Annotated in this window: 31 protein-coding genes, 1 tRNA gene and 1 pseudogene; 6 read left to right on the forward strand and 27 right to left on the reverse strand. The window is 33.0% G+C overall.

The window, feature by feature from the left end; all coding sequences use genetic code 11:
• Both Q0912_RS14025 and Q0912_RS14030 read right to left on the reverse strand, forming a co-directional pair.
• Nucleotides 1-485: pseudogene (locus Q0912_RS14025) on the reverse strand (hypothetical protein); the annotation flags it as partial.
• Between the two features lie 55 nt (nucleotides 486-540).
• Nucleotides 541-614: transfer RNA gene (locus Q0912_RS14030), tRNA-Met, on the reverse strand.
• 130 nt (nucleotides 615-744) lie between these two features.
• Here Q0912_RS14030 and Q0912_RS14035 point away from each other — a divergent pair.
• Together Q0912_RS14035 and Q0912_RS14040 are read left to right on the forward strand one after the other, a co-directional pair.
• On the forward strand, nucleotides 745-1,137 hold the full coding sequence (locus Q0912_RS14035) for an START-like domain-containing protein (protein ID WP_218544287.1): 393 nt from the start codon (nucleotides 745-747) through the stop codon (nucleotides 1,135-1,137).
• 67 nt (nucleotides 1,138-1,204) lie between these two features.
• Nucleotides 1,205-2,059, forward strand: coding sequence for an aminotransferase class IV (locus Q0912_RS14040; protein WP_299116189.1), 855 nt, complete (start codon nucleotides 1,205-1,207; stop codon nucleotides 2,057-2,059).
• On the opposite strand, the gene Q0912_RS14045 is transcribed toward Q0912_RS14040, so the two are convergent.
• From Q0912_RS14045 to Q0912_RS14065, 5 genes are all read right to left on the reverse strand, one after another.
• Nucleotides 2,056-2,613 (reverse strand): YqgE/AlgH family protein, encoded by a 558-nt coding sequence (locus Q0912_RS14045; protein ID WP_299116191.1) that lies wholly within the window; start codon nucleotides 2,611-2,613, stop codon nucleotides 2,056-2,058. The two genes, Q0912_RS14040 and Q0912_RS14045, sit on opposite strands and share 4 nt — an antisense overlap.
• A gap of 130 nt (nucleotides 2,614-2,743) precedes the next feature.
• Complete coding sequence (locus tag Q0912_RS14050; RefSeq protein WP_155089579.1) at nucleotides 2,744-3,016, reverse strand: HU family DNA-binding protein; 273 nt, start codon at nucleotides 3,014-3,016, stop codon at nucleotides 2,744-2,746.
• A gap of 195 nt (nucleotides 3,017-3,211) precedes the next feature.
• Nucleotides 3,212-4,171 carry a methionyl-tRNA formyltransferase gene (gene fmt / locus Q0912_RS14055; protein WP_299116196.1) on the reverse strand — a complete coding sequence of 320 codons (960 nt, stop codon included), beginning with the start codon at nucleotides 4,169-4,171 and terminating at the stop codon, nucleotides 3,212-3,214.
• On the reverse strand, nucleotides 4,168-6,063 hold the full coding sequence (locus Q0912_RS14060; RefSeq protein WP_299116198.1) for a RecQ family ATP-dependent DNA helicase: 1,896 nt from the start codon (nucleotides 6,061-6,063) through the stop codon (nucleotides 4,168-4,170). Before Q0912_RS14060 ends, fmt begins: the two co-directional genes overlap by 4 nt.
• Nucleotides 6,063-6,605: an ATP-binding protein gene (locus Q0912_RS14065; RefSeq protein ID WP_299116200.1), complete on the reverse strand. Its 543-nt coding sequence runs from the start codon at nucleotides 6,603-6,605 to the stop codon at nucleotides 6,063-6,065. The genes Q0912_RS14060 and Q0912_RS14065 overlap by 1 nt, the downstream gene beginning before the upstream one ends.
• 78 nt (nucleotides 6,606-6,683) lie before the next feature.
• Here Q0912_RS14065 and Q0912_RS14070 point away from each other — a divergent pair, with 78 nt between their 5' ends.
• From Q0912_RS14070 to murA, 3 genes are all read left to right on the forward strand, one after another.
• Nucleotides 6,684-6,977, forward strand: coding sequence for a DUF493 family protein (locus tag Q0912_RS14070; RefSeq protein WP_299116202.1), 294 nt, complete (start codon nucleotides 6,684-6,686; stop codon nucleotides 6,975-6,977).
• Between the two features lie 91 nt (nucleotides 6,978-7,068).
• A complete protein-coding gene (locus Q0912_RS14075; RefSeq protein ID WP_299116204.1) occupies nucleotides 7,069-7,713 on the forward strand; it encodes a DUF4290 domain-containing protein in 645 nt (214 codons plus the stop codon).
• A 5-nt stretch (nucleotides 7,714-7,718) separates the two neighbouring features.
• On the forward strand, nucleotides 7,719-9,035 hold the full coding sequence (gene murA / locus Q0912_RS14080) for a UDP-N-acetylglucosamine 1-carboxyvinyltransferase (RefSeq protein ID WP_299116206.1): 1,317 nt from the start codon (nucleotides 7,719-7,721) through the stop codon (nucleotides 9,033-9,035).
• Nucleotides 9,036-9,114: 79 nt separating this feature from the next.
• Here the strand turns inward: murA and Q0912_RS14085 are convergent, their stop codons facing one another.
• The 19 genes from Q0912_RS14085 to Q0912_RS14175 form a co-directional block, all read right to left on the reverse strand.
• On the reverse strand, nucleotides 9,115-9,477 hold the full coding sequence (locus Q0912_RS14085) for a nuclear transport factor 2 family protein (RefSeq protein ID WP_299116208.1): 363 nt from the start codon (nucleotides 9,475-9,477) through the stop codon (nucleotides 9,115-9,117).
• A gap of 242 nt (nucleotides 9,478-9,719) precedes the next feature.
• The gene (locus Q0912_RS14090) at nucleotides 9,720-11,024 is read right to left on the reverse strand and encodes a deoxyribodipyrimidine photo-lyase (protein ID WP_299116210.1); all 1,305 of its coding nucleotides are present in this window, start codon (nucleotides 11,022-11,024) and stop codon (nucleotides 9,720-9,722) included.
• Nucleotides 11,017-11,481, reverse strand: coding sequence for an SRPBCC family protein (locus Q0912_RS14095; RefSeq protein ID WP_299116212.1), 465 nt, complete (start codon nucleotides 11,479-11,481; stop codon nucleotides 11,017-11,019). The genes Q0912_RS14090 and Q0912_RS14095 overlap by 8 nt, the downstream gene beginning before the upstream one ends.
• A gap of 2 nt (nucleotides 11,482-11,483) precedes the next feature.
• Nucleotides 11,484-11,948 (reverse strand): TspO/MBR family protein, encoded by a 465-nt coding sequence (locus tag Q0912_RS14100; protein ID WP_299116214.1) that lies wholly within the window; start codon nucleotides 11,946-11,948, stop codon nucleotides 11,484-11,486.
• Between the two features lie 3 nt (nucleotides 11,949-11,951).
• Nucleotides 11,952-12,119, reverse strand: a complete 168-nt coding sequence (locus Q0912_RS14105) for a Lacal_2735 family protein (RefSeq protein ID WP_299116216.1) — start codon at nucleotides 12,117-12,119, stop codon at nucleotides 11,952-11,954.
• Nucleotides 12,119-12,658: a glutathione peroxidase gene (locus Q0912_RS14110; protein ID WP_299116218.1), complete on the reverse strand. Its 540-nt coding sequence runs from the start codon at nucleotides 12,656-12,658 to the stop codon at nucleotides 12,119-12,121. Before Q0912_RS14110 ends, Q0912_RS14105 begins: the two co-directional genes overlap by 1 nt.
• A 4-nt stretch (nucleotides 12,659-12,662) precedes the next feature.
• Nucleotides 12,663-13,349, reverse strand: coding sequence for an SDR family oxidoreductase (locus Q0912_RS14115; protein WP_299116220.1), 687 nt, complete (start codon nucleotides 13,347-13,349; stop codon nucleotides 12,663-12,665).
• Nucleotides 13,350-13,357: 8 nt separating this feature from the next.
• Complete coding sequence (locus Q0912_RS14120; RefSeq protein WP_299116222.1) at nucleotides 13,358-13,585, reverse strand: hypothetical protein; 228 nt, start codon at nucleotides 13,583-13,585, stop codon at nucleotides 13,358-13,360.
• Between the two features lie 3 nt (nucleotides 13,586-13,588).
• Nucleotides 13,589-14,278 carry a GTP cyclohydrolase I FolE gene (folE, locus tag Q0912_RS14125; protein WP_299116224.1) on the reverse strand — a complete coding sequence of 230 codons (690 nt, stop codon included), beginning with the start codon at nucleotides 14,276-14,278 and terminating at the stop codon, nucleotides 13,589-13,591.
• Nucleotides 14,279-14,334: 56 nt separating this feature from the next.
• A complete protein-coding gene (locus tag Q0912_RS14130; RefSeq protein WP_299116226.1) occupies nucleotides 14,335-14,607 on the reverse strand; it encodes a TIGR03643 family protein in 273 nt (90 codons plus the stop codon).
• Nucleotides 14,604-15,035: a hypothetical protein gene (locus Q0912_RS14135; protein ID WP_299116228.1), complete on the reverse strand. Its 432-nt coding sequence runs from the start codon at nucleotides 15,033-15,035 to the stop codon at nucleotides 14,604-14,606. Before Q0912_RS14135 ends, Q0912_RS14130 begins: the two co-directional genes overlap by 4 nt.
• 166 nt (nucleotides 15,036-15,201) lie before the next feature.
• The gene (locus Q0912_RS14140) at nucleotides 15,202-16,623 is read right to left on the reverse strand and encodes an SDR family oxidoreductase (protein WP_299116230.1); all 1,422 of its coding nucleotides are present in this window, start codon (nucleotides 16,621-16,623) and stop codon (nucleotides 15,202-15,204) included.
• Nucleotides 16,623-17,261 (reverse strand): flavin reductase, encoded by a 639-nt coding sequence (locus Q0912_RS14145; protein ID WP_299116232.1) that lies wholly within the window; start codon nucleotides 17,259-17,261, stop codon nucleotides 16,623-16,625. The genes Q0912_RS14140 and Q0912_RS14145 overlap by 1 nt, the downstream gene beginning before the upstream one ends.
• Before the next feature lies 1 nt (nucleotide 17,262).
• Entirely contained in the window at nucleotides 17,263-18,573 is a 1,311-nt protein-coding gene (locus Q0912_RS14150; protein ID WP_299116234.1) for an AarF/UbiB family protein, read from the reverse strand.
• Nucleotides 18,574-19,230 (reverse strand): TetR family transcriptional regulator C-terminal domain-containing protein, encoded by a 657-nt coding sequence (locus Q0912_RS14155; protein ID WP_299116236.1) that lies wholly within the window; start codon nucleotides 19,228-19,230, stop codon nucleotides 18,574-18,576.
• Nucleotides 19,231-19,331: 101 nt separating this feature from the next.
• Nucleotides 19,332-20,000 carry an MIP family channel protein gene (locus Q0912_RS14160; protein ID WP_299116238.1) on the reverse strand — a complete coding sequence of 223 codons (669 nt, stop codon included), beginning with the start codon at nucleotides 19,998-20,000 and terminating at the stop codon, nucleotides 19,332-19,334.
• Nucleotides 19,997-20,614 carry a protein-tyrosine-phosphatase gene (locus Q0912_RS14165; protein ID WP_299116240.1) on the reverse strand — a complete coding sequence of 206 codons (618 nt, stop codon included), beginning with the start codon at nucleotides 20,612-20,614 and terminating at the stop codon, nucleotides 19,997-19,999. Before Q0912_RS14165 ends, Q0912_RS14160 begins: the two co-directional genes overlap by 4 nt.
• 17 nt (nucleotides 20,615-20,631) lie before the next feature.
• The gene (locus Q0912_RS14170; RefSeq protein ID WP_299116242.1) at nucleotides 20,632-21,102 is read right to left on the reverse strand and encodes a DUF6428 family protein; all 471 of its coding nucleotides are present in this window, start codon (nucleotides 21,100-21,102) and stop codon (nucleotides 20,632-20,634) included.
• Nucleotides 21,103-21,112: 10 nt separating this feature from the next.
• A complete protein-coding gene (locus Q0912_RS14175; protein ID WP_299116244.1) occupies nucleotides 21,113-21,445 on the reverse strand; it encodes a metalloregulator ArsR/SmtB family transcription factor in 333 nt (110 codons plus the stop codon).
• Between the two features lie 171 nt (nucleotides 21,446-21,616).
• On the opposite strand from Q0912_RS14175, the gene Q0912_RS14180 reads away from it, so the two are divergent.
• Nucleotides 21,617-22,465, forward strand: coding sequence for a DUF2911 domain-containing protein (locus Q0912_RS14180; RefSeq protein WP_299116246.1), 849 nt, complete (start codon nucleotides 21,617-21,619; stop codon nucleotides 22,463-22,465).
• 54 nt (nucleotides 22,466-22,519) lie between these two features.
• Here Q0912_RS14180 and Q0912_RS14185 read toward each other — a convergent pair whose 3' ends face one another.
• Nucleotides 22,520-24,337, reverse strand: a complete 1,818-nt coding sequence (locus Q0912_RS14185) for a sodium:solute symporter (RefSeq protein ID WP_299116248.1) — start codon at nucleotides 24,335-24,337, stop codon at nucleotides 22,520-22,522.
• Nucleotides 24,338-24,467: the final 130 nt, after the last annotated feature.

Raw genomic sequence — 24,467 nt, forward strand, 5'->3', positions numbered from 1 at the left:
TGTTGTTGTTGTTGTTGTTGTTGTTGTTGTTGTTGTTGTTGTTGTTGTTGTTGTTGTTGTTGTTGTTGTTGTTGTTGTTGCTCTTCAACCAAATTTGCAACCATTTTATTTTTTGGTTGTTGCTTACTATTTAGATTAGAGTTTCTATTATGCTTAACTTTTCTAAAATGTAATTCGGTATTATCTTCAAAAGGGCTGTAGCCCTCCTTTAGAAATTTAAGCAACCGTTTTTTATATAGATTTAATACAGAATAACGTTCAGCCTTGGTCTTAAAACGGTTGGCTTTACCATAGATGTTTTTTTGACGTTGTAGTTTCCCTGTTAAAGGGTTACGGTAAGAAAAATAAACGTACCAGCGTTTATTTAAATCACCACCAGCATCAAAAACTTTAGGCTCGGAAAATTGTGTTTTGTGTTCCAAAGTGTGTTCTAAATCGTGTTCATTTTGACACTCTAAGGTAACTAATTCATAAATAGTATGCATAAAAAAACGGTTTAGAGTGAACTAAACCGTCTGTTTTGGCGTGATTTACACTTTGTAGCGAGATCGAGATTTGAACTCGAGACCTCCGGGTTATGAATCCGACGCTCTAACCAACTGAGCTACCTCGCCATTATTGCGGCTGCAAATATAAAAACAAATTCTACGACAACAAACATAACAATCCAAAAAAAATAATTTTAGTTTAAAGTTTTGAATTGTACCATAATTGTATATATTGAGCACATAATACTATGCTTATATGGACGATAAAGAAAAATATGAAATGGAGTTTGTCATTCAGGCGTCTCCTTCACTTATATATCAGTATATATCTACACCTTCTGGTTTATCGGAGTGGTTTGCTGATAACGTCAATTCTCGAGGAGAATTGTTTACTTTTATTTGGGACGGCTCAGAAGAGCAAGCCAAGTTATTGACTAAGAAAAGTGGTGAACGTGTTAAATTTCGCTGGTTAAGCGATGATGAAGATGGCGCGACTTATTATTTTGAAATTAGAATTCAAGTCGACGAAATCACTAAAGATGTATCGTTAATGATTACTGATTTTGCTGAAGACGATGAAATAGAAGAAGGAAAAATGCTTTGGGAAAATCAAATAGGTAGCCTTAAACAAGTTTTAGGCTCAAGGTAACTCGTAACTAACTCAACTATTATATCTTTGTCTCGATTTAATTAAACCTAAATCGGGACATTTTTTTATGATAAATTTTAATGGCAACTTAATCAATAACACAGACTCTAAGCTAACCTCAGAAAATAGAGGCTACAAGTATGGTGATGCACTTTTTGAAACCTTAAAAGTAGTTAATGGTAAAATCTTTTTTTGGGAAGATCATTACTTTAGACTTATGGCATCCATGCGTATTTTACGTATGGATATTCCTATGAATTTTACTATGGAATATCTAGAATCTGAAATTCTAAAAACGGTTGAAGCTAATAATTTAATTACCAGTTCTGCCCGAGTAAGATTGAATATCGATAGAGGGGAAGGTGGTAAGTATTTACCAGCTAAAGAAGCAGTTGTTAATTTTAATATTATAGCAGAACCTCACAACAATCCATTTTATACTATTGCTACTGATGCAGCATATACCGTAGATTTATATAAAGACTATTTTATGGCACCAGGCTTGCTTTCTGGATTAAAATCTAATAACAAAGCAATACAGGTTATTGGTAGTATTTATGCTAAAGAAAATGATTTTGATAACTGTTTGATTCTTAATACCAATAAAAATGTTATTGAAGCTTTAAACGGAAATTTATTTTTGGTGAAAGGTGATAAGATTAAAACACCACCATTAGAGGATGGTTGCCTAAAAGGTGTAATGCGAAAACAGGTTCTGGAAATTTTATCTAAAGACGTAAACCTATTTGTGGAAGAAGCATCAATTAGTCCGTTTGAGCTTCAAAAAGCAGATGAGTTGTTTATTACTAATGTGATTAAAGGTATAGTGCCAATTACTCAGTATCGTAAAAAATCTTATGGAAGTGACTTTGCCCAAAAGGTGATTACTAAGATAAATGCAAAGTTGAGGTTAAGCTCTTAATTATAACTGGGATTTTCGGGAGCATTTGACCAGATACTATAATCACCACCAAGCTCTAACATTTTTTCCCGCCAAAACGAATTACACGATTTTGCAATAATATCATTATCATAGATATTCTCAGAAACTAGCCATGCATTAGATTCGAGCTCATCATCTAACTGTTGTTCTGCCCAACCAGAATACCCCAAAAAGAATCGAATGTCATTTTTGGTAATCTTATTTTCATTGATGAGATCTAATACAATATTAAAATCTCCTCCCCAAAAAATACCGTTCGATATTTCTACACTATTAGGTATTAACTCGGGTGACTTGTGTATAAAGTAGAGATTATCTTGTTCTACTGGTCCGCCATTATAAACGGTAAACTCAGATTCAGTGCCATCAATTAAGTCTTTAAGGTTATAATCTAAAGGTTTATTTAGTATAAATCCAACTGATCCTAAAGCATTGTGATCTGCCAGAAGAATCACTGCACGATTAAATGAGATGTCTCCGATTATGGATGGTTCTGCAATTAGTAAATTGCCTTTTTCGGGTTTAGTCATCATTTGTCGTATACTTTATGATAACTAAAGCTAGACTTTTTTTATTAATTAAGCAACATAAACACCTTAAAATTAAAGCAAAAAAAAAAAGCCTGCTCATTGAGCAGGCTCTGTATTTTTAAGAAAAAATGTCTTAGTTTACAGCGCTACTTAAGTCAGAACCTGCCTTAAATTTCACTACATTTTTAGCTTTAATCTTGATAGTCTTACCAGTTTGTGGGTTTCTTCCGTCTCTTGCAGCTCTTCTAGAAACTGACCAAGAACCAAAACCTACTAAAGAAACTCTGTTTCCTTTTTGTAAAGCTCCCTCGATGTCAATTAACATAGAATCTAATGCTTTTTTTGCAGCTGCTTTTGTAATTCCAGCATTCTCTGCCATACCATTGATTAAATCTGTTTTGTTCATAAATTTTAAATTTAAATTGTTAAAAATTCGGTTTTTAATAATGAATGTTAAAAATCCGTACACAAATTTATTAGTAATATTAAGCTACGCAAGTAATAGCAAGGGAAATAAGCGATTTTGTTAATAAGTCATGGCATTTGTTAATAAAGGAATGCATTTTGTCGGATTTTTTACGATGCCAATGGTAATAAGGCTTTACAGAAGTTTTGCGGATTTAGAAAATTCAAAACCATTCAATAGTGATTTTACATCCATTTTTCGCTTTCCTGGCAACTGTATTTCTTTTACTTTTATATAACCTCCTAAGCAAGAAACTTTTAATTCTTCTTTGGTTGAAAAAATCAATCCTGATTTATGTTTATGTTTGGTAACCTCTTTTTCTATACCATAAAGTTTAATAGCGAGTTGTTGGTCTTCATTATTATCTAAATAGCACCAAGCAACAGGAAAAGGATTTAATCCGCGTATCTTATTATATATGGTGTCTATATTTTGCGTCCAATCTATTTTGCAATTGTCGCGATTGAGTTTGTAAGCTGTTTTTAAATTTTTAGATTTTGGTTGAATAGTTGTAGACACTTCGTCCTTTTCAATTAACTGAACCGTTTTAATTACCAGATTGCTTCCAGTGGTCATTAATTTATCATGTAGTTCGCCTACAGTCATATCATTGCTAATTTTGGTCTCCTCCTTAATAATAATAGCTCCAGTGTCAATTTTTTCATCAATAAAGAAGGTGGTCACACCAGTTTTAGTTTCGCCATTAATGATAGCCCAATGTATTGGTGCTGCTCCTCTGTATTGTGGTAATAATGATGCATGAAGATTAAATGTGCCATATTCTGGCATTTGCCAAACCACTTTTGGTAACATTCTAAAGGCTACAATAATTTGCAAATTTGCATTAAGTGTTTTTAGTTTTTCAATAAAGGATTCAGCTTTTAAATTTTTGGGTTGCATAACGTGTAAGTTATGCTCTAAGGCAAATTCTTTAACAGCAGATGCTCTTAGTTTTTGTCCACGACCTGCTTTGCGATCTGGTGCTGTAATGACTCCAACTACATTATAACCATTTTCTATAAGTGCTTTTAAAGTCGCTACAGCAAAATCTGGTGTGCCCATAAAAACAATCCGTAAATCGCGTTTTTTTGTCATATAAGTGTGTAGGTATTAGCCTGGGTTATTTTTATCTTATTAATTTCAATCAGTTCAGAAAGGTTTTGTAAAAGCACCTTTTCACTGCAATGAAGCATATTTAATAATTGGCGCGAAGATAAATCTTCTGTGCTTAAAGCTTTTAATATATTATTGGAAATATCATTTTCAAAAGCGCTATTTGCCTTTGGATTTTTCTCTACACACACTGTGCACTGTCCGCAAACTTGCTTTATTTTTTCGCCAAAATAAGCGAGAAGTTGTTGGTTTTTACAAACGAAATCGTTGTTGATGTAACTGAGGACAGCTTCAATCTGTCGATGTTTTAACTTGTGCTGCTGTTCAATAATTTTTGCAATAGGGTTTATAGTAATATCATCTTCTCGAGGTTTTAAAAATGTAATTTCAGAATCTGTATTGGCTATATTAAGGCTGATCACTTTATCACTTTCTAATTTTTGTAACTGCGCAATCACTTGCTTTTCTGAAAGATTTGCTTTCTGAATCACTAAGTTTAGATTCACCTTAGTGTCATAATCAAAAATGCCTCCATAAGTTCTTAATAACACCTTTACCACAGTATTTAATTCTAAATGATTTTCCAGATATTCAAATAGTACAGTATTAGAAGTTAAAAACTGAATCTTTGTTCTAAAATTGAAATGCTGGGTTAAGGAGATGATTGCGTTTCTATCTAACAACAATAATGCATTATATGTAATACCTGGATTCAATTTGTATGCAGTACAGAAGGATTTAAAATCAAACTGATATGTGGTGTTTTCACCTTCACCATATGCAACTTGAAAATAGTTACAAAGTTTTATGTAAACTCTCTTTATAAAATCAATTGATGGAAGTGTACTTAAAAACTGACTGCGTAAATGCTCTTCATCAATATGTTGTTTTAATACAATAGCATGTGCTAATGTCCCATCTCGACCAGCACGACCAGCTTCTTGATAATAACTTTCCAGACTTTCAGGTAAATTAAAATGAATTACGGTTTTTACATTAGCCTTATCAATTCCCATTCCAAAAGCGGTAGTTGCCACCATAATTTCTGTTTGCCCATTTAGCCATTGCTGTAAGCGTTCCTGTTTTTCTTTATTAGTAATACCTCCATGGTAATATGTTGAAGAAAATCCTTTGGCTTGTAAATAATTATTTATGTCTGTTGTAGCTCTTCGGTTTCTTACATAAATAATGGATGCACCTTTATATGTTTTTAATACATGCTCAAGTTGAAATAATTTATCGTCCGTATGTATTACATGATAAGCAATATTAGATCTGGAAAAAGAGGCTTTATAAATCTTTGGATTAACAAAATCAAGGTTTTTTATAATGTCATTAACTACATTATGTTTTGCAGTTGCGGTTAGTGCTATACAATTTGTATGTGGGTGAATTTGCCTTAAAATAGAAATGTTTTTATATGCAGGCCTAAAATCATTTCCCCATTGACTAATACAATGTGCCTCATCAACAGCTATAAGATTCACTTTCATTTTTTGAATGCGCTCTTGCACAAGAGGTTGTTGTAAGCGTTCAGGAGATAGATATAAAAACTTGTAACCACCATAAATGCAATTGTCTAATTGGGTGTCTAAATCGTTATAAGACATTCCAGAGGTTAGAGCTATAGCTTTAATACCTTTTTGCTTTAAGGTATTTACCTGATCTTTCATTAAGGCAATTAAGGGCGAAACCACAATACAAATTCCATCCTTGATTAATGCAGGAATTTGAAAGCATATCGATTTACCACCTCCAGTAGGTAACAAAGCAAATGTATCTTCATTGTCTAAAGCCGAAGTAATGATGGCTTCTTGTAAAGGTCTAAAGTTGGTATAGCTCCAGTAACGCTCTAAGACTTCTATTGGATGCATTATCCTAAATTTAAGTAATCTAAAACAAAATCTGCTCTTGTTTCAACGGTTCCAAACGGTACATCAATGAGTTGATAATCAAAACGCATATAGGTTTTTAAGAGTTGATGATGAATTTCTATGGCTTGTTCAAAGTTTTCGTAACGTTCACTATCACTAGTGAAAATCTCTTGCCAAGGGGCTAAAACAAAAATAAGGTCATATTGATGATTTTCACAAGCTCTAATAAAATGCTTAGGATAGTTATCACCAACATAATCCATATAAGCGATAACATCTGGCAAACCTCTGTCTAAAAAGACAACGTTTTCATTTTCTTTTTCGGCATTTAAGAATTGTTGTGTCCTTCCTTCTAAAAGTTTTTCACTAAATAAAAGTGATTCAGTTAAAAAAAGCTGTTCTATTCCATCCTTTCTGGCTTGGAGTGTTACCTCTCTCGAAATTTCGTCATAGCATAGAAAACCACACTCTTTTAAGTGATTTATAATCGATGTTTTTCCTGTTCCGGGACCTCCAGCAATGACAACTTTTAATGGATTCAAATTGGCAATATTTTTGCAGTAAAATTAAATATAAAAAATGTAAAGTTAAATGTATCTTTGCATCTGAAAAAAATAAGCATGAGTAGTTCTAAGAAAAACGACGAATTTTACGAGAAATTAAAATCACAATTATATGATACCACACTCTGGCCATCAGAGTACTTGTACAAGTTTATTGTAATTTCTAAAGGTTCGGGAATTCAGGATATAGAAAATCTTTTTAACGATTTAGGAGCAGTGATTAATACCAATACCTCAAAAAATGGTAAATACACAAGTGTATCTATAAATGTTAGAATGAAAAACCCTGAAGCTGTGATAGCTAAGTATAAAGAGGTCGCCGAAAATGTAGAAGGAGTAATTTCCTTATAAAATTCCTTTTTGACTGCTTAAATTTTTGTACTTTGCAACAAAACCTAGAGACTTCGGGTTTTTTATATTATTTACTACACAAATTTTAATTTTGATTGACGATTTAGAATACAACACAGAACGCGAGCACTTAATTATACCAGAATATGGACGTCATCTACAGAAGATGATTAATTATGCAAAAACACGCGAAACAAAAGAAGAACGTAACAAAGTAGCCAAGGCTATAATTTCGGTCATGGGAAATCTACAGCCACATTTACGTGATGTGCCAGATTTTCAACACAAATTATGGGACCAGCTTTTTATTATGTCCGACTTTGAGTTAGATGCAGATTCACCTTTTGAAAAACCTTCAGAAGAAGAATTAAAATCCAGACCAGAACCTTTAAGGTATCCGCAAAACCATCCTAAATACCGTTTTTATGGTAACAACATTAAAACGATGATTGATGTGGCTGTAAGTTGGGAAGATGGTGAGCTAAAGCAAGCTTTGGTTTATACCATTGCCAACCATATGAAAAAATGTTTTCTGAACTGGAATAAAGATACCGTTGAAGATGCAGTCATTTTTGATCATCTTTATGAACTGTCTAATGGACAATTAAATCTTAAAGATAGTGACGAAGATTTAAGTGATGCATCAAGCTTAATGCGCTCTAAATCTAAGTACAGTAATAAAAGTCATTCTAAAAAGTCTAAAAAGAAATATTCCAATAACAGAAAACGTTACTAAAACGTATGGGAACATTTAAAATTGAAGGAGGTCACCAGCTTAAAGGGAAAATTCAGCCTCAAGGAGCAAAAAACGAAGCTTTACAAATTCTATGTGCAGTACTTTTATCTGCGGAAGAAATTAGAATAGATAACATACCTGATATTATTGATGTAAATAAACTTATAGCCTTGCTAAAAAAGCTTGGTGTAAAAGTCAATAAATTAGAAAAAGGGTCTTATACATTTAAAGCGGATGAGATTAATCTTAAATATTTAGAATCTACAGAATTTAAGGAAGACGGAAAAGGATTAAGAGGTTCTATTATGATTGTTGGTCCATTACTAGGGCGTTTTGGAAAAGGCTACATCCCAAAACCTGGTGGTGATAAAATTGGTCGTCGACGCTTAGATACACACTTTGAAGGTTTTATTAATCTTGGCGCAAAATTTCGTTATAATAGAGACGATTTGTTTTATGGAGTAGAAGCCGATAAGTTAAAAGGTACTTATATGCTTTTAGATGAAGCTTCTGTGACAGGAACAGCTAACATCGTTATGGCTGCTGTATTAGCTGAAGGAACTACAACAATCTATAATGCGGCATGCGAACCTTATTTGCAACAGTTGTGTAAAATGCTTAACCGAATGGGAGCAAAAATATCTGGAGTAGGTTCTAATCTATTGACTATAGAAGGGGTTGATGAGCTTGGTGGAACTGAGCACAGGATGTTGCCAGATATGATTGAGATTGGTAGTTGGATTGGTTTAGCTGCGATGACAAAAAGCGAATTAACCATAACCAATGTGAGTTGGGATGATTTAGGTGTAATACCTAGTGTATTTAGAAAAATAGGCATTAATATTGAACGTCAAGGTGATGATATACATATTCCAGCACATATTAATGGATATGAAGTGCAAAATTATATTGATGGCTCTATCTTAACCATTGCAGATGCACCATGGCCAGGATTTACGCCTGATTTGTTAAGTATTATCTTAACGGTTTTAACACAAGCAAGGGGAAGTGCAGTAGTGCATCAAAAAATGTTTGAAAGCCGTTTATTCTTTGTAGATAAGCTGATTGATATGGGAGCTAAGATTATTCTTTGCGACCCACATAGAGCTACTGTTATAGGACATGATTTTAAATCTACATTAAAGGCAACTACAATGACATCGCCAGATATTAGAGCTGGTGTTTCATTGCTAATTGCAGCGTTATCAGCCAAAGGGACATCGATAATACACAATATAGAGCAGATTGATCGTGGATATGAAAATATTGACGAACGTTTAAGAGCTATTGGAGCTAAGATTGAACGTTTGGAAGGGAATTAATTTTTTAAATTGATGCGCAATAATTAAACAAAAGCTTCATGTATCTTGAAGCTTTTGTTTAATTATGATGTGTGATTCATCATTCCATTGAATAAAAAAATTGCTCACTAACAATTTTTCCGTCGTTAACACCAAATACTGCGACCTCTTCCATTTGCTGTCTACCTCTGTCTTTAAAAGTGACATCAAAAGTCATTTTGGTTGTGAAATGATTTCCTGCAACAACAGGTTCACTAATTTCACCACCATGCCATTCAGCAACGTTATCTAACCATTCTTTGTTTTTGTTCCAAACCTCTTGTTTTCCAGTAGTGATTTCTCCAGGCATTCCAGGCATTTCTCTACTTGTAACATTTTCTGCATACAGTTCGTTAACGCATTCTAGATTTTTGCCCTCAGCACACATTTGGTGCCATTTTTTAGCAACATCCCAAGTACTCATAATTATTTTGATTTTTAATTAGTGCATTAAATTTAACTAAAAACATAAATGAGTTATCTTAAAAGAATGTTAGGATTATGTCACTATATAAATAAAAAGCTCTGAAACTAATCAGAGCTTTTAAAATTGTTTATTGAAATGGTTATTTCGGTTAAGACTGGTAAGTCTTACAACTCTTAACGTTGTGTTTTTTGTATTATTGTTTAAATTGTTAAAAAAATAATATTATTTTGTTTTAAGTGTTAATTTAATGCGGATTTGTAAATTTTTAAACAGCGTTCTCTAGCTGCTTTATGCTCTACTATTGGTAGAGGATAAGTTAACTCTTGGTAATCAGGAACCCATTTTTTGATATATTCTTGTTTTTTATCAAACTTTTGAATTTGTGAGGTAGGGTTAAAGATTCTAAAATATGGAGCAGCATCAACACCAGATCCAGCAACCCATTGCCAATTACCAACATTGCTGGCCATTTCGTAGTCATATAATTTTTTTGCAAAATAGGCTTCGCCCCAGCGCCAATCTATTAAAAGATGTTTGCATAAAAAACTACCAACGAGCATGCGTACGCGATTGTGCATAAATCCTGTTTCATTTAATTCGCGCATACCAGCATCAACTAAAGGATAGCCAGTTTTACCTTCACACCATAATTTAAATTCTTCTTCGTTGTTTCTCCATTCAATTCTATCGTATTTTGCTTTAAAAGCTTTGTCTTTAGTATGAGGGAAATGCCAAAGTATTTGCATAAAGAACTCACGCCAAATCAATTCTTGCCAAAAGATTTCATTCTTTTCTGCAATCGCTTTTTGCATTATTTTACGAATGCTTATAGTGCCAAATCTAAGGTGAGGCCCCAAACGAGATGTAGCATTTTTTGCAGGGAAATTTCGTGTTGCTTCATATTGTTGAATCAAAGTAGGTGTTACTTTATATGGTACTATTTCTTGACTTGATTTTTCAAAGCCCATATCTAAAAGGTTTATATTGGGTAAGTTTATATCCTTAATTGTGTTGTCCAGTGCATTTTCTGAGGGATGAAAATTTAAGTCTAAGGAGTTAAATTTCTCTTTCCATGTGCGCATGTATGGTGTATAAACTACATAAGGATTACCATCCTTTTTTACGATCTCATTTTTTTCAAAAATAACCTGATCCTTGTAAGTTTTAAATCTGATGTTGTTACCTTCTAAGAATGATTTAATTTCTTTATCTCGTTTTATGGCATAGGGCTCATAATCATGATTAGTGTAAACTGTTTCTATATCATAATCTTTAACAAGTTGCTTGTATATATCAATTGGTTTTCCATGGAACATTGCAATACCACTTCCATATGCGTTTTGTAGTGTTTCCCTTATACTTTGTAGTGTTTCAAAAATGAAAGTTACACGTGCATCATGTTTAGGCAATTTGTTTAAAATTTCAGTATCAAAAATAAATATAGGTATTACAGAATTGTCACTTTTTAAAGCTTTGTAAAATCCAACATTATCATCTAACCTCAAGTCTCTTCTAAACCAAAAAACATTTATTTTTTTAGTCATATTTACCGAATAGTTCTTCTAATTTTTTAGTTCTGTAATTAAAAATCTCTTCAAGTTTAGGTTTTACTAAAATAGGGTGTATCATCTGACCTAAAAATCCCATAGGAATTTTATAATCTATAATATCTTCCATTTCTATACCTCCTTTTATAGCTTTAATAAAATGTTTGTGATGCCATAAAGCATAAGGGCCAAAACGTTGCTCATCAACAAAATATTCTTTGTCCTTTACATGAGTTATTTCAGTAACCCATTTTGTTTTAATACCTAAAACGGGTGTTACAATATATTGAATAATTTGCCCAGGAAACATAGGCTTTTCTACACCAGAAAGTATGTTAAAGCCCATATAATCTGGTGTTATAGTTTTTAGATTTTTTGGACTGGATAAGAATTCCCAGGCTTTATCTACGCTTATAGGTAGTTTTTGTTTTTTATGTAAGGTGTAAATTTTCATAACTAGTTGTATAGTAAAATATAGCTATTCAAAGAAGTTGCTATACAAAGCCAAATAAGATATGGTAGCAATAGGTATTTAGCCCATTTCAGTCTATCGTGTCTATATGTTACAAAGAGATATAGAATGATTAGTGTTAATAGAATTAGGACAATTAGTCCTGTACTAATCATTTTTTGATTAAAGAAAAACCAGCTCCAGCTTACATTTAGTAACCATGCTAATAAAAAGACAAACCAAAGAGTTGTTTTTGATCTTTCTACAAAAAGTTCTGCTAAATAGTAAGAAAAACATAGCATTATCGTTGTCCATGCAAAACCAAATACCCATCCAGGAGGCGTCCATGGTGCCTTATTTAAATTGCTGTACCATTCGCCAGAAACAGCATCTCCCATAAACCAACTTCCAATAGCCAGACCGCCAAAGTTGATAATTAGAAAAATAATGATGTAATACCCTTTCTTCAAAGCCTATGCTTTAATCGTTTCTATGCGTTCTAAAATTTTTTGCGCTTCGGCATACTTTTTATCACTTTCTGCCCGATTTGTGGTTGACAATTTATGCCAATCGGCCATGAGTTTTTCGTATTGCTTTTGAAGTTTTTCTAATTCTGAAGTTTTTTTAAATAATCCAAACATTACTTTAAGTGTTTTGTGATTCTTGAATTTGTTGGCTTGGTAACAGAGTAGTAGTAATCTAAAAATTCCCCTTCTTTATCAACTAAGTACTTCTGAAAATTCCATTTTACTCTAGAGTTCTGTTTGCCATTGATAGCTTTAGTTGTTAGCCATTCATACAGAGGATGTTGATTTGATCCTTTAACATCTATCTTTTCCGTTATTAAAAATGATACACCATAATTGACCTTACAAAATTCTTGAATTTCATCAGAGCTTCCAGGCTCTTGCTTTCCAAATTGATTACATGGTACACCTATTACAACTAATTTATCGTTATACGTATCTTGTAATTGTTGAAGTTCTTTATATTGTGGTGTAAATCCACATTTTGAAGCTACATTAACAAATAAAATGCATTTTCCTTTAAATTCAAATAGGTTAATAGGGATGCCCTGTAAGCTATTGATTTTAATATCATGTATGGATTTAGATGCTTTTTGATTAATCGCTTTGTTTGTAGCTGTTAATGTGCTTACAAATGCCTTTACAGGATTCATATGATTATATTTTAAAGCTTACAATACCACAATCCATTTCAAATACTTGTCCAGAGATTGACCCAGCTTTTTTTGATAATAAGAATGCTGCCATATCAGCAACCTCTTGTGGTTGTAAGTATTTTTTTAATGGATGACGTTCGTTCATGTTTTCAATCATCCTGTCATTACGCAATAGTTTTGAAGCTAGTTCTGTGTCAGTAACGGTTGGTGCTATGGCATTTACTCTGATTGTAGGTGCTAATTCAGCACCTAGAGACTTTGTTAGCCCTTCAACTGCAGATTTTGAGGCTGCAACACTAGCATGGAATGGCATGCCTAATTTTGTAGCAACAGTACTAAATAATAATATTGATGGGTTTTTACCATTTTTTAAAGTGGGTAAATACTTCTGTATAGCTTTAACGGCACCAAGAACATTAATATCAAAATCATTTTTAAAGTCTTCAATGCTCAATCGATTAATAGGTTTGAGGTTAATACTTCCGGGACAATATACAAGACCATCTGCTGAATCTATATCTGGTAATTCTTCTTTAGTGATGTCACAATTGTAATGTTTTAAATTATTGTGAAGTTCTGAGGGTTCAGTTCTACTAATATTTACAACTTCATCATAAGAAGAAAGCAAAGATCTAACAATCGCATTGCCAATACCTTTGCTTCCTCCAATTACTATTAATCTACTCATTGCTTATTTTATGCTGCTGTTAGCGGACGCCCTTTAAGACGTTTTTCAATTTTTTGTTTAATGACAGTTAAACGCTTCATAAGATCCATCAATTTAGCATCTTTCTTTTGTTTATATATTTCATTTACACCAAGAATAATTTCTTTGGCTTCTCTAGCGGCTAAAATTCTATCACTAGTTGTTTTGAATGAAAATTTTCTGCTTTCAAATTCGTTTGCTCTCTGTAATATATCCATAGCTTAATTATTTAAATAGTTTTGTAATTCAACAATTTTTTCTGGTGTGTTGAATATTCCACCGTAATATGTAGTCACAGTTGCTGAAGTATCATCTTTTACACCTCTGGATGACACGCATAAATGCTTGGCATCAATAATAACAGCAATATCTTCTGTTTCTAAAACTGTTTTGAGTTCATTTGCTATCTGATTAGTTAAACGTTCTTGTACCTGAGGACGCTTTGAATAGTATAGTACAATGCGGTTTAATTTAGAAAGACCAATAACCTTACCCGATGATTTGTAAGCTATATGAGCTCTGCCAATAATTGGTACAAAGTGGTGCTCGCAATTAGAATAGAATGTGATATTCTTTTCAACCAGCATTTGGTTATACTGGTACTTATTATCAAATAAGGCAACTTTTGGCTTATTTTCTGGGTCTAAACCTGAAAATATTTCTTCGATATACATTTTAGCAACACGATCTGGTGTGCCTTTTAATGAGTCGTCTGTTAGGTCTAAGCCTAACACATCCATTATCTCAGAAAATAGTATAGAAATTCGTTGCTTCTTTTCATCATTAGACATGTCAAAAGCGTTGGGCTTCATGGGTGTCTCAAGACTTGTAAATAAATGGTCATCTCCAATATCTTCAATTGAAAATTCTTTTAACTCATGACCATTTTTGGTGGAAATTGTAGTGTCCATAAAAATCTTTTTAATGTGCTGTCTTTAAGTACTCCAAGCTTAAATCAAAGCACGTGTTAACGTTTTGAAATAGAGTTATTTGTTATTGTTCTTTGACGCGAACATTTAAATCTGCCTTTGTTAAACGTTCTTTTTTTACTGTGTTTTGTGGTTCTGCCTTGCACACGCTCTCTCCACATTTTGAAGCTACTTGGCTTCATTTCTTTTCGCATTACTTCTATGACTTCTTGTTCTTTGATGCCAAACTGAAATTTTATAGCTTCAAATGGTGTTCGGTCTTCCCATGCCATTTCTATAATACGATCAATGTCTCTAGTCTCTAAATTCATGTATTTTGAGGCATGGCGTATTGCATATCGTACTTTACTTTCTCGTTTAATAACTTGTCAAAGAATTTTTTATTTTCCTTGAAGGTCTTATTGTTTCTAAAATGAACAAATCGACCTTGTGCATGTAGGCTAGATCCATTTGTTTTATAAATTACCAATTGGTAATAAGGTATAATCCATGTAAAATTTTTTAAGCCTTGATTAATCATTACCAATACACCTTTTGGGCGTAATTCTATATTTCCGTAATTTAGGTCAGATACTTTGTTCATCATGCTTTGCATGTTAGGACTTACTTCGTCAATAATCATGCGTTTAGATCCTACACCTTTCATTTTCAATTTCTGTACCAAACTAAATGGACTGCCAACTAAGTCAGCTATAATTTGCTTATGTTCAGGATTATGGTGTGTTGTGTTAAGTATCATTACTATGTAAATATACAAAATGTTTAATTTTTTAATTAAAAAGTTAAACAAAAATTAACACAGAATTAAGAATGTAATAAAAATAGTTATCTAGTTGTTCCGAAGCATGAGCCTTATGTATTGAATAATTTGTCGTTTTAAAATGAGGAAGCTTACAAGTTAGGATTTATTTTGGTTCTACTAAGGCATTAAGCATACCTTTAAAAACAAAAGCATGAAATGGTAACACCATATACCAATATAATCTTCCCCAGACCCCTTTTGGTCTAAAAACTGCTCGTTGATACAACTTGTTCTTTACAATCTTAAATTCTAACCAAGCTTCACCCGGTAGTTTCATTTCGGCAAAGAGCAATAGTCGTTTTTCTTTTTTATCAGCAAATAGAACACGCCAAAAATCGAGAGGATCGCCAGGTTCTAAGTAAGTATCATGAGTTCTGCCACGCCTTAAGCCAACACCACCAAAAAGTTTGTCTACATAGCCTCTTAATTTCCAGAGACTATTATAGCTGTACCAGCCATTACAGCCACCAATTCTCCAAATTTGATTGAGCGTGAATTCTTCATCTTTAATCGTTTTTGAACGTACATCTTTAAAACAACCGTATTGTGGTAGCTCAATGTGTTTTGACAACTGGTCTTTAAAAACACCACTGCTTACGGCATCTTTCCAACTTGAAATAACTGAGTTTTGTTGTATGCGTTGAAAAGCTAGATTCACAGCAGTTTTGTAGGTCATGGGTTGAATATCTATGTACGCATTGATATCACTAGGTTTGCCAATGACTTCAACCTTCATGCTGTCTACAAGAGCCTGAGCCAACTGAAAAGAGGTAGACGTTACAAAGTATAACCAATAGGATGACAATTTTGGTGTAAGCACAGGTAAAGTGTAGATATAACGTTTTAGCCCACGCACTTCAGCAAATTGTAATAGCATTTCTTTGTAAGTCAGTATTTCAGGACCAAAAATATCATAGGACTTATTGTAAAGTGTTTCCTTGTTCAATGCACCAGATAAGTAGGTGAGGACATCTCTAATACCTAATGGTTGAGTTTTGGTATTTAACCATTTTGGTGTAATCATAAAGGGAAGCTTTTCAACAATATCTCTAATGATTTCAAACGATGCACTTCCGCTCCCGACAATAATTCCTGCTCTAAAAATAGTTAAGGCATAATCGTCGGATTTTAACGTTTCTTCAACCTGTAAGCGCGACTTTAGATGTTTAGATAAAGAATCGTCATTAACTATACCGCTGAGATAAATAACCTGCTTACAATTTGTTGCTTCTACTAAGCTTTTAAAATTCTGAGCGCATTGACGTTCTAGAGATTCAAAATCATCAGCATCTGTTGCCATAGAATGGATGAGGTAATAGGCTGCATCTATGTTTTTAGGAATTTTGTTAGGCTCTGGACTTAGAAAATCCATTTTAATGAAAGAACATAAAGGATGTTCTTCTATTTCGTCAGGAATACGATTGATATCACGAACACAACAAACAAGCTCATGTTCAGCTTCGAGAAGCTGTAGTGCTAGTCGTTTGGCAATATAGCCTGTTGTGCCTGTAATTAATATTCGCATTAGTCATTATGAGTTGCTAGATCTAGTTTTGGCCGTTGGTATTCTAATCGTGTCTTTAATTCTGGTATCGTATAACCATCTAAGCCATTAATTGAAGCTACTTTGGCTTTGGATAAGTTGATAAAACCATCTTTTTCTAATAAATTATCTGATACATAAAGCTTTTCAATTTTGCCAATAAGTAAGATAGTGTTATTTGCCTTGATAGGATATTCTTCAACATAACTCATTGCGAGTTGTATTGGACATCCCTTTACAAATGGTGCAATGAAATTGTCTTTATACTCTTCTTTTAATGATGTAACATCAAACTCAGAAATATCAGAATCATATTTAGCAGATGTATGATGAGCATCTTCTAAAATATCTTCGTGAATATGATTTAGGGTATATTTTCCTGTAGTTTTTATGTTATCGTAAGTATTTCTAATAACAGTTGTAGGTCTTAAAAAGAATCCAAGCAGTCCAGGATTAGAACCTAAGTGTGTAACAGAACTAAACACTGCAACATTAGATGTGCCTAATTTGTCCTTAGTACCTATTAAATTAGCAGACTTGTAACCACTACAACTGTTTATAAGGTTGATACGATACAAGTGGTGCATTTGGTTAATATCATCCAGACTAAAAACCGCCATATTATAAGTTTACAAAGTTGTTAATCTTAATATTCTCAGCTTTTAGGTCAAACATGAGGTTATATAGACCAAAGAATGTTCTGTTGATGTAAATAAAATGTTTTGAGCCTCTATTACCGTTCATGTTTCGCAATTCTGTGCTCTTAGAATATTTCTGACCCATTTCTGCAACCTGATTAAAGAATTCTGGATTAGAGAAATCAAAAACTTCATTTTGTAAAGGTTGTGTAAATAAGCTTAGCAATTCATGAAACATATTAGAGAAAAAACTAATCTCCTCAGCAGAATCATCCTTACGTAAAATCTCAAGCTCATACATTTTTTCAGAAAACGCCTTTGGATCGTCAATACATCTCTTATCTGCTAACTCAAAATAAGGTTTGTAGAAACTTTCAGGAATAGCTTTCATACATCCAAAATCTAAGGCTATAAGATTTCCTTCTTCTGAAACTAGGAAATTACCTGGATGAGGATCTGCATGTACTTTCTTTAAATTGTGAATTTGATACATATAAAAATCCCATAAGGCTTGTCCTAATTTATTTGAAAGTTCTTGATTGGTGTTATGGGAAACAAATTCAGAAAGGTGTTCTCCCTTCATATAATCCATAGTGATAATACGCTCCGACGAATAGTCTTCGTAATAGTTTGAAAATTTTAGATTAGGTATATGTTTACAGGCTTCTACGACTGCTTTACTTTGTTCTATTTCTAATAAATAATTAGTCTCTTCAACAAGCTTGTTTTCAACTTCTTTAAAGTACTTGTCAGAATCTTTTCCTTTAATATTAAACATTTTAATAGCAATAGGTTTCACTAAGGCTAGATCAGAAGCGATACTCTCCGCAACTCCAGGATATTGGATTTTCACAGCAAATTTTTTCCCATCTTTATCTGCAAGATGTACTTGACCAATGCTTGCAGCATTTACTGAAGTTGCGTTGAAAGTATCAAATAAGTCATTGGGATGTTTCCCGAAATATTTTTTAAATGTTTTTATTACCAGAGGTGGAGATAATGGCGGTACAGAAAATTGAGATAATGAAAATTTATCAACATATGCCTGTGGTAATATACTTTTCTCCATACTTAGCATCTGTGCTACCTTAAGTGCGCTTCCTTTAAGCTTTTTAAGACTATCATATATATCTTCAGCATTATTTTGGTTAAGACGTTCCTTGGCTTTTTCTTTAGAATTTACCATTTTGTCTCCGTAATACTTTAAATAGTTGACACCAACTTTAGCTCCAGTAGAAACGAGTTTTGAGGCGCGAGAGATTTTTGTAATAGGTATACTGTCTATGGTTTTCATCTAGTTCATATGCATTTTTTCCTTATACAGAAATTTTCCTAAGTCTATTAAGCTTTTGTAAGGAGTTGTATCAATAAGATCAAAGCTTGCTCTTACGGACTTTTCAATCAATAAATCTGTTTTTTCAAATCCAGTAGATGTATCTTCCATCCAAAATTTCATTGTAACAAGTAGTTGTAACCAAGCGGTTTCCTTTAGGCTTCTATTTTGTACTTTAGTTAATTGCTCTTGTTTTAAATCAATTGTTTTGATATTGAGATGCTCAATATAATTTGTGAAACGTTTTTTAAGATGAACCAGCTTTTTTAGAGATTTTAGTGAATTCTTTTTGCCCTCTAGTGTATGTATAACATAACTTCTGTTTGCTGTTAATATTTCAAAAAAGGTATAATAGAAGCTGAGTAGTTTGTTACGAGCATCAAAGGTTAAATAATCTTCGCTCTTTTCTAATACAGAATGAGCGTTATCGAAAAAGATCTTAAATATGGATTGCTCTAATGAATCAAAAGATGTAAAGAACTCATAAAACTTTTGTTCCTCCATGTTGTTTTCTTTCGCAAATGCATATACCGATTTTGGTTGCTCATCATGGGTTAAAATATAATCCATGTAAGCGCTAATTATCTCTTGTTGTGAAATTGATTTTTTCTTTGCCATTGTACTTGATTTACAATGTAAAAATACAAATTGTTTAACTATTTATTAATAAAGTTAAACAAAATTTAACAAGAAAATATGATTGAGTCTAATACTGAGGTTTAACAATTATCATCACAGCAATTGTCATCTTTAACTAATTTACAACTTATAACTGCTAAAAAAGCTCCAATAAAAGGGGCTGTAAGATAGATCCATAAGTGTTGTAAATTACCAGATATTATAGCAGGAGCTAAAGATCTGGCAGGATTCATAGAGGCCTTGGTCATAGGGCCTGCAAACATAGCTTCTAATAGTATAACAGCACCTACAGCAATGGCTGCCATGGTACCAATTTCTTTACTTCCTGTAGAAACGTTTATGATGACGACCATTAAGAAGAAGGTAAGTAATAATTCTAGAATAAAAGCTTTATAAGGTTGGAAGCCTTCCGAAGGATATGTGTGTCCAAAACTTTGACTTTCAGGAAATAGAACCCATAAAATCCCTATGGCAAAAAATGCGCCAACTGTTTGAAATAAAAGATATCTAGGTACATTTTTCCATTCAAACTTTTTTGCAAAAGCAAAAGCTACAGTAACTGCGGGATTAAAATGTGCTCCAGAAATTTCACCAAATGCGTAAATCATTGTCATTACAATTAATCCCCAGGTTATTGCAACACCAACATGTGTTATGCTTCCTCCTGTGATTTCGTTTACGGTCATAGCACCACAGCCGCAAAACACCATGGCAAATGTTCCGATAAGTTCAGCGATTTCTTTTTTCATGGATTAGAAATATTTGAAAATACATATTTAAGCTCTGTTGCTATTTGAAGGCTTCGTTCGTTGTATTTTTCTGCTTGTTGCGATGTATTATCAAAAGCTTTTGGATCTTCAAAAGTCAAAGGGATACGTTTTTCAGCACCAGGTATAAAGGGACAACCTTTATCTGCACTAGAGCATGTCATTACAGCAGCAAACTCTGAACTTGGGTTAAAGTCGGCGTCAAAGGTTTTTGAAAACCCGATAATTGGATGGGTCTTTTCAGAATATTTAATTACATAAACTGGATTAATCTCGTTTGTGTGTCTTTTAATCTTAAAGCCAGAATTTTTAAGAGCTTCTGCGGCGGCAGGAAATAGGGCAGTAGCTTCTGTACCACCAGAATAGCAAAATACATTAATTACATTATAATGATATGCCATAGTTTGTGCCCAAACTTGTGATAAATGACTTCTACGTGAGTTGTGTGTACAGATAAAATTGAGATTAATTAATGCCTTTGTATCAACTTTATTTTGAATAAAATCTATTAAAGCTTGAAGTATGATTTTACGTTCTTTAGAAATTAAACTGGTATCTAAAACTTTTATTTGTGAAGCAATTTGAGGATATAGCATTATTTTAGATATTTGGTTTAACAGCAATTAGATTCTGATGTGCAACACTCGGTTTTACTTTTTAGGTCAGAAAGTCTTACTCTAGGTTTAGATTTAGGAACTCCACAATTATCTTTTGCCAGACAATCGGTTTGTTTTGTGGTCAGTAGAAAATTTTCCCCATCAAAATCTAAATTGTATTTACCAATTGTGTCACCTTGGTATTCTACTTCAATGTCTAAATCACCAATATTCAATATCTTTTCGGAAAGCTCTATAATGTTTAGCAATTTTTCTGGATGTAATCTATGGTCATAATCGTTAGCTTCCCAAAGTTGAAAGTTAACTACTTCTTCGTGTCTTACTGTGCCGCCACAATCAATAAAATCTTTAGAGATTTTACCAACTTCTGTGACATGAAAATGATTTGGGACCAATGATCCATTAGGTAATTTAAAAGCTATGGTTTCTAGTTGTTGTAATTTTGATTTTAATTCTAATAGTCTCATAAATATTGTTTTAACAGCAATTAATATTATTACTTAAGTCTTGGTTTAAAAATTCACTAATAATAGTTTTCATCCTAGACCAATTGTCTTTATCAATACAATAACAAATGCTGGTGCCTTCAATATTACCTTTTATAAGGCCTATATTTTTTAATTCTTTAAGGTGTTGTGAGATAGTTGGTTGCGCTAAGCCTATTTCTTCTACTAAGTCTCCACAAATACAAGAATTGGTTTTAAATAAATATTGTAAAATAGCAACTCGAGCTGGATGCCCAAAGACTTTCGCAATACGCGCAATCTGATTTTGTTCTTTGGTAAAGATTTCACTTTTTGTTAAGCCCATAGTAATAATATTAATATATTGCAATATTACGATTAATCAATTGATATTCCTATATTTTTAGCTTAAATGTTGTTTAGTATTAATTTCTTTTTAAGGAATTGTTAACATATAAGGCCTACGTTAGGTTGTATCTTTATGGCACTAAAAAATAAACACTTAACACTAAACAAAATGAAGAAATTAGTACTTTTTGCATTTGCGTTAACTTTAATGTTTTCTGTAAATGCACAGGTTGAAACACCACAGCCAAGCCCTACAACTAAAATAGAGCAGAAGGTTGGTTTAACTGACGTTACCTTAGAATACTCTCGCCCGAGTATGAAAGGAAGAAAAATATTCGGTGATTTAGTACCTTATGGTAAAATGTGGCGTGCTGGCGCAAACAAAAACACTACGGTTACTTTTAGCGATAATGTTACTATTGATGGTAATGATTTAAAAGCGGGTTCGTATGCAATTTTTATTTCTCCAAATGAAGATAACTGGGATGTTGTTTTTTATTCAGATACTAATAATTGGGGAACACCAAGAGAGTGGGACGATTCTAAAGTAGCTGCTAAAGTTTCTGCTAAAATATACAAGATGCCAATGGAGGTAGAAACATGGACCATAGGTTTTGATGACTTAACAAATAGTTCAGCTAATATCGGATTTATCTGGGAGAATATTTATGCTGCCGTAACCTTTGAAGTACCAACTGCAAAAAAGGTAACTGCTTCAATTGATAAAGTGATGAATGGTCCATCCCCTAATGATTTTTATTCTGCTGCTGTTTATAATCTTAGTGAAGGTAAAGATTTAGATAAAGCTATGCATTGGATTGATAAAGCGGTTGAAATGACAAAAGACCAGCCGCGTTTTTGGTATTTAAGACAACAATCTTTAATACATGCTGCAAATGGAGATAAAAAAGGGGCTATTGATGCTGCTAAAAAATCTCTTGAAGGAGCTAAAAAAGCTGAGAATGCAGATTATGTAAAAATGAACATGGACTCTTTAAAAGAATGGGGAGCGATGTAAGCTTACTTATTATAGTAAATATTAAACGCAGCTATTTTAGCTGCGTTTTTTTATTTAATGATTCTGAATTTGTTTTTGAGTCGGCATGCTTTGCAATATATGGGCAATGATTATAACCAAAACACATCCAAATAAATTAAGCCATAAATAAGGCATCCAATCTAACCACCAACCAATAATTACTATAGCTTGCGTAATTAATGCACCTGTAAATACAGCATTACCTTTGATATATTTAAAGAAAAATGCCAACAAGAAAATACCTAGGACATTCCCATAGAAGATAGAACCAATAATATTAACCAGCTGAATTAAGTTTTCGGCAAGATCAGCAAAACACGCAATTATTATTGCTATAATTCCCCAGCCCAATGTAAACCATTTTGTCATGTTTACCATATGGGTTTCTCCTTTGTCTTCTTTTAGATTTCTACCGTATAAATCAATAGATGTAATGGTTGCTAATGCATTTATTTCTGAAGCTGTAGAAGACATAGCTGCTGAAAGAATTACGGCCAATAATAATCCAATCAACCCTTTAGGTAAATGGTTTAATATAAACCTAATAAACATATAGTCTCTATCATTAGTCTGTGTGTCTTTTGCTGCACTATTATAAAGAGCAGTTAGTTCAGTAGATTTTTCTTTATACGCTTCGGTTTCTGGATTAGATTTTAATGCTTCAACTTCTTTTTGAAGTGCAGCATAGTCATTCTTATATTCAGTGTCAACAGCTTTTTTTATTAGAAATTTAGATTCTAAGCGATATGTTTTTTCTATACTATCTAATGTAAATAACTGTAATCTTAAACTCGGATCATCATTTTTTGCATAGGTTAAACTTAACTCTTGTTTTTTAGTAAATAAAGTCGCTTGTTTATCTTGAAGTGCCTTATATTCATCAGCATATTCTGAAGCTAAAACGGTCTGAGTAGAAGCATCAATAAAGTTTAATGGTGAAGGATTAAATTGATAAAATACAAATACCATGACACCTACCAGAAGAATGAAAAATTGCATAGGTACTTTTAGTAAACCATTAAAAAGTAAACCCATTTGCATTTCCTTCATCGATTTACCAGAAAGATAACGTTGCACCTGACTTTGATCTGTACCAAAATAGGAGAGCATTAAAAAAGTTCCTCCAATAAGCCCAGTCCATACAGTATATCTGTTTTCTAAATCAAAGGAGAAGTCTAGCACTTCCATTTTCCCCGTGGCACCAGCAATATCGATAGCATCTGTAAATGAAACTTTATCAGGAATTAAATTAATAATTATAGCTAAAGCTGCAATCATACCAGCGAAGATGACAAACATCTGTTGCTTTTGTGTTACAGTAACTGCTTTGGTTCCACCAGAAACTGTATAAATTATAACCAATACTCCAATAACAATATTGAGCGTTACGATATTCCAACCTAACACAACAGATAATATAATGGCGGGAGCAAAAATGGTAATGCCAGCTGCTAATCCGCGTTGAATTAAGAATAAAATAGCTGTGAGGCTTCTGGTCTTAAGATCGAAGCGATTTTCTAAAAATTCATAGGCAGTATATACCTTTAGACGATGATAAAGCGGAATAAAGACCAAGCAGATAATAACCATAGCAATTGGTAATCCAAAATAAAATTGAACAAATCCCATTCCATCAGAAAAGGCCTGACCAGTAGTAGAAAGAAATGTAATGGCACTAGCTTGTGTAGCCATTACGGATAAGCCAATAGTCCACCATTTTGAGGAATTACCACCTCTTACATAATCCTGAACATTTTTACTACCTCTGGTTTTCCAGGTGCCATAACCAACTATTGTCGCTAAAGTGGCAATTAAAACGGTCCAGTCAATCCAGTCTAAAGTTTGTTGCATAAATTAAGCGAATGATGCTGTTATAAAATAAAAAAGTATAATGTATAGGGCATTTGCAATCAATACTATGGTGTACATTTTATCCCATTTTTGTTTTGGTTGTGGTTGGTCTTGGTCGTGCATATTAATC

It is taken from the genome of uncultured Winogradskyella sp. (genome assembly GCF_947498345.1).
In the GTDB taxonomy this organism is placed as follows: domain Bacteria; phylum Bacteroidota; class Bacteroidia; order Flavobacteriales; family Flavobacteriaceae; genus Winogradskyella.

Bases quoted from the DNA above. Each gene is read 5' to 3' on its own strand.
- Q0912_RS14035 (WP_218544287.1), top strand. From the start codon at position 745: ATGGACGATAAAGAAAAATATGAAATGGAGTTTGTCATTCAGGCGTCT.
- Q0912_RS14040 (WP_299116189.1), top strand. From the start codon at position 1,205: ATGATAAATTTTAATGGCAACTTAATCAATAACACAGACTCTAAGCTA.
- Q0912_RS14045 (WP_299116191.1), bottom strand. From the start codon at position 2,613: ATGATGACTAAACCCGAAAAAGGCAATTTACTAATTGCAGAACCATCC.
- Q0912_RS14050 (WP_155089579.1), bottom strand. From the start codon at position 3,016: ATGAACAAAACAGATTTAATCAATGGTATGGCAGAGAATGCTGGAATT.
- fmt (WP_299116196.1), bottom strand. From the start codon at position 4,171: ATGACAAAAAAACGCGATTTACGGATTGTTTTTATGGGCACACCAGAT.
- Q0912_RS14060 (WP_299116198.1), bottom strand. From the start codon at position 6,063: ATGCATCCAATAGAAGTCTTAGAGCGTTACTGGAGCTATACCAACTTT.
- Q0912_RS14070 (WP_299116202.1), top strand. From the start codon at position 6,684: ATGAGTAGTTCTAAGAAAAACGACGAATTTTACGAGAAATTAAAATCA.
- murA (WP_299116206.1), top strand. From the start codon at position 7,719: ATGGGAACATTTAAAATTGAAGGAGGTCACCAGCTTAAAGGGAAAATT.
- Q0912_RS14085 (WP_299116208.1), bottom strand. From the start codon at position 9,477: ATGAGTACTTGGGATGTTGCTAAAAAATGGCACCAAATGTGTGCTGAG.
- Q0912_RS14090 (WP_299116210.1), bottom strand. From the start codon at position 11,024: ATGACTAAAAAAATAAATGTTTTTTGGTTTAGAAGAGACTTGAGGTTA.
- Q0912_RS14095 (WP_299116212.1), bottom strand. From the start codon at position 11,481: ATGAAAATTTACACCTTACATAAAAAACAAAAACTACCTATAAGCGTA.
- Q0912_RS14105 (WP_299116216.1), bottom strand. From the start codon at position 12,119: ATGTTTGGATTATTTAAAAAAACTTCAGAATTAGAAAAACTTCAAAAG.
- Q0912_RS14110 (WP_299116218.1), bottom strand. From the start codon at position 12,658: ATGAATCCTGTAAAGGCATTTGTAAGCACATTAACAGCTACAAACAAA.
- Q0912_RS14115 (WP_299116220.1), bottom strand. From the start codon at position 13,349: ATGAGTAGATTAATAGTAATTGGAGGAAGCAAAGGTATTGGCAATGCG.
- Q0912_RS14120 (WP_299116222.1), bottom strand. From the start codon at position 13,585: ATGGATATATTACAGAGAGCAAACGAATTTGAAAGCAGAAAATTTTCA.
- folE (WP_299116224.1), bottom strand. From the start codon at position 14,278: ATGGACACTACAATTTCCACCAAAAATGGTCATGAGTTAAAAGAATTT.
- Q0912_RS14130 (WP_299116226.1), bottom strand. From the start codon at position 14,607: ATGAATTTAGAGACTAGAGACATTGATCGTATTATAGAAATGGCATGG.
- Q0912_RS14135 (WP_299116228.1), bottom strand. From the start codon at position 15,035: ATGATACTTAACACAACACACCATAATCCTGAACATAAGCAAATTATA.
- Q0912_RS14140 (WP_299116230.1), bottom strand. From the start codon at position 16,623: ATGCGAATATTAATTACAGGCACAACAGGCTATATTGCCAAACGACTA.
- Q0912_RS14145 (WP_299116232.1), bottom strand. From the start codon at position 17,261: ATGGCGGTTTTTAGTCTGGATGATATTAACCAAATGCACCACTTGTAT.
- Q0912_RS14150 (WP_299116234.1), bottom strand. From the start codon at position 18,573: ATGAAAACCATAGACAGTATACCTATTACAAAAATCTCTCGCGCCTCA.
- Q0912_RS14155 (WP_299116236.1), bottom strand. From the start codon at position 19,230: ATGGCAAAGAAAAAATCAATTTCACAACAAGAGATAATTAGCGCTTAC.
- Q0912_RS14160 (WP_299116238.1), bottom strand. From the start codon at position 20,000: ATGAAAAAAGAAATCGCTGAACTTATCGGAACATTTGCCATGGTGTTT.
- Q0912_RS14165 (WP_299116240.1), bottom strand. From the start codon at position 20,614: ATGCTATATCCTCAAATTGCTTCACAAATAAAAGTTTTAGATACCAGT.
- Q0912_RS14170 (WP_299116242.1), bottom strand. From the start codon at position 21,102: ATGAGACTATTAGAATTAAAATCAAAATTACAACAACTAGAAACCATA.
- Q0912_RS14175 (WP_299116244.1), bottom strand. From the start codon at position 21,445: ATGGGCTTAACAAAAAGTGAAATCTTTACCAAAGAACAAAATCAGATT.
- Q0912_RS14180 (WP_299116246.1), top strand. From the start codon at position 21,617: ATGAAGAAATTAGTACTTTTTGCATTTGCGTTAACTTTAATGTTTTCT.
- Q0912_RS14185 (WP_299116248.1), bottom strand. From the start codon at position 24,337: ATGCAACAAACTTTAGACTGGATTGACTGGACCGTTTTAATTGCCACT.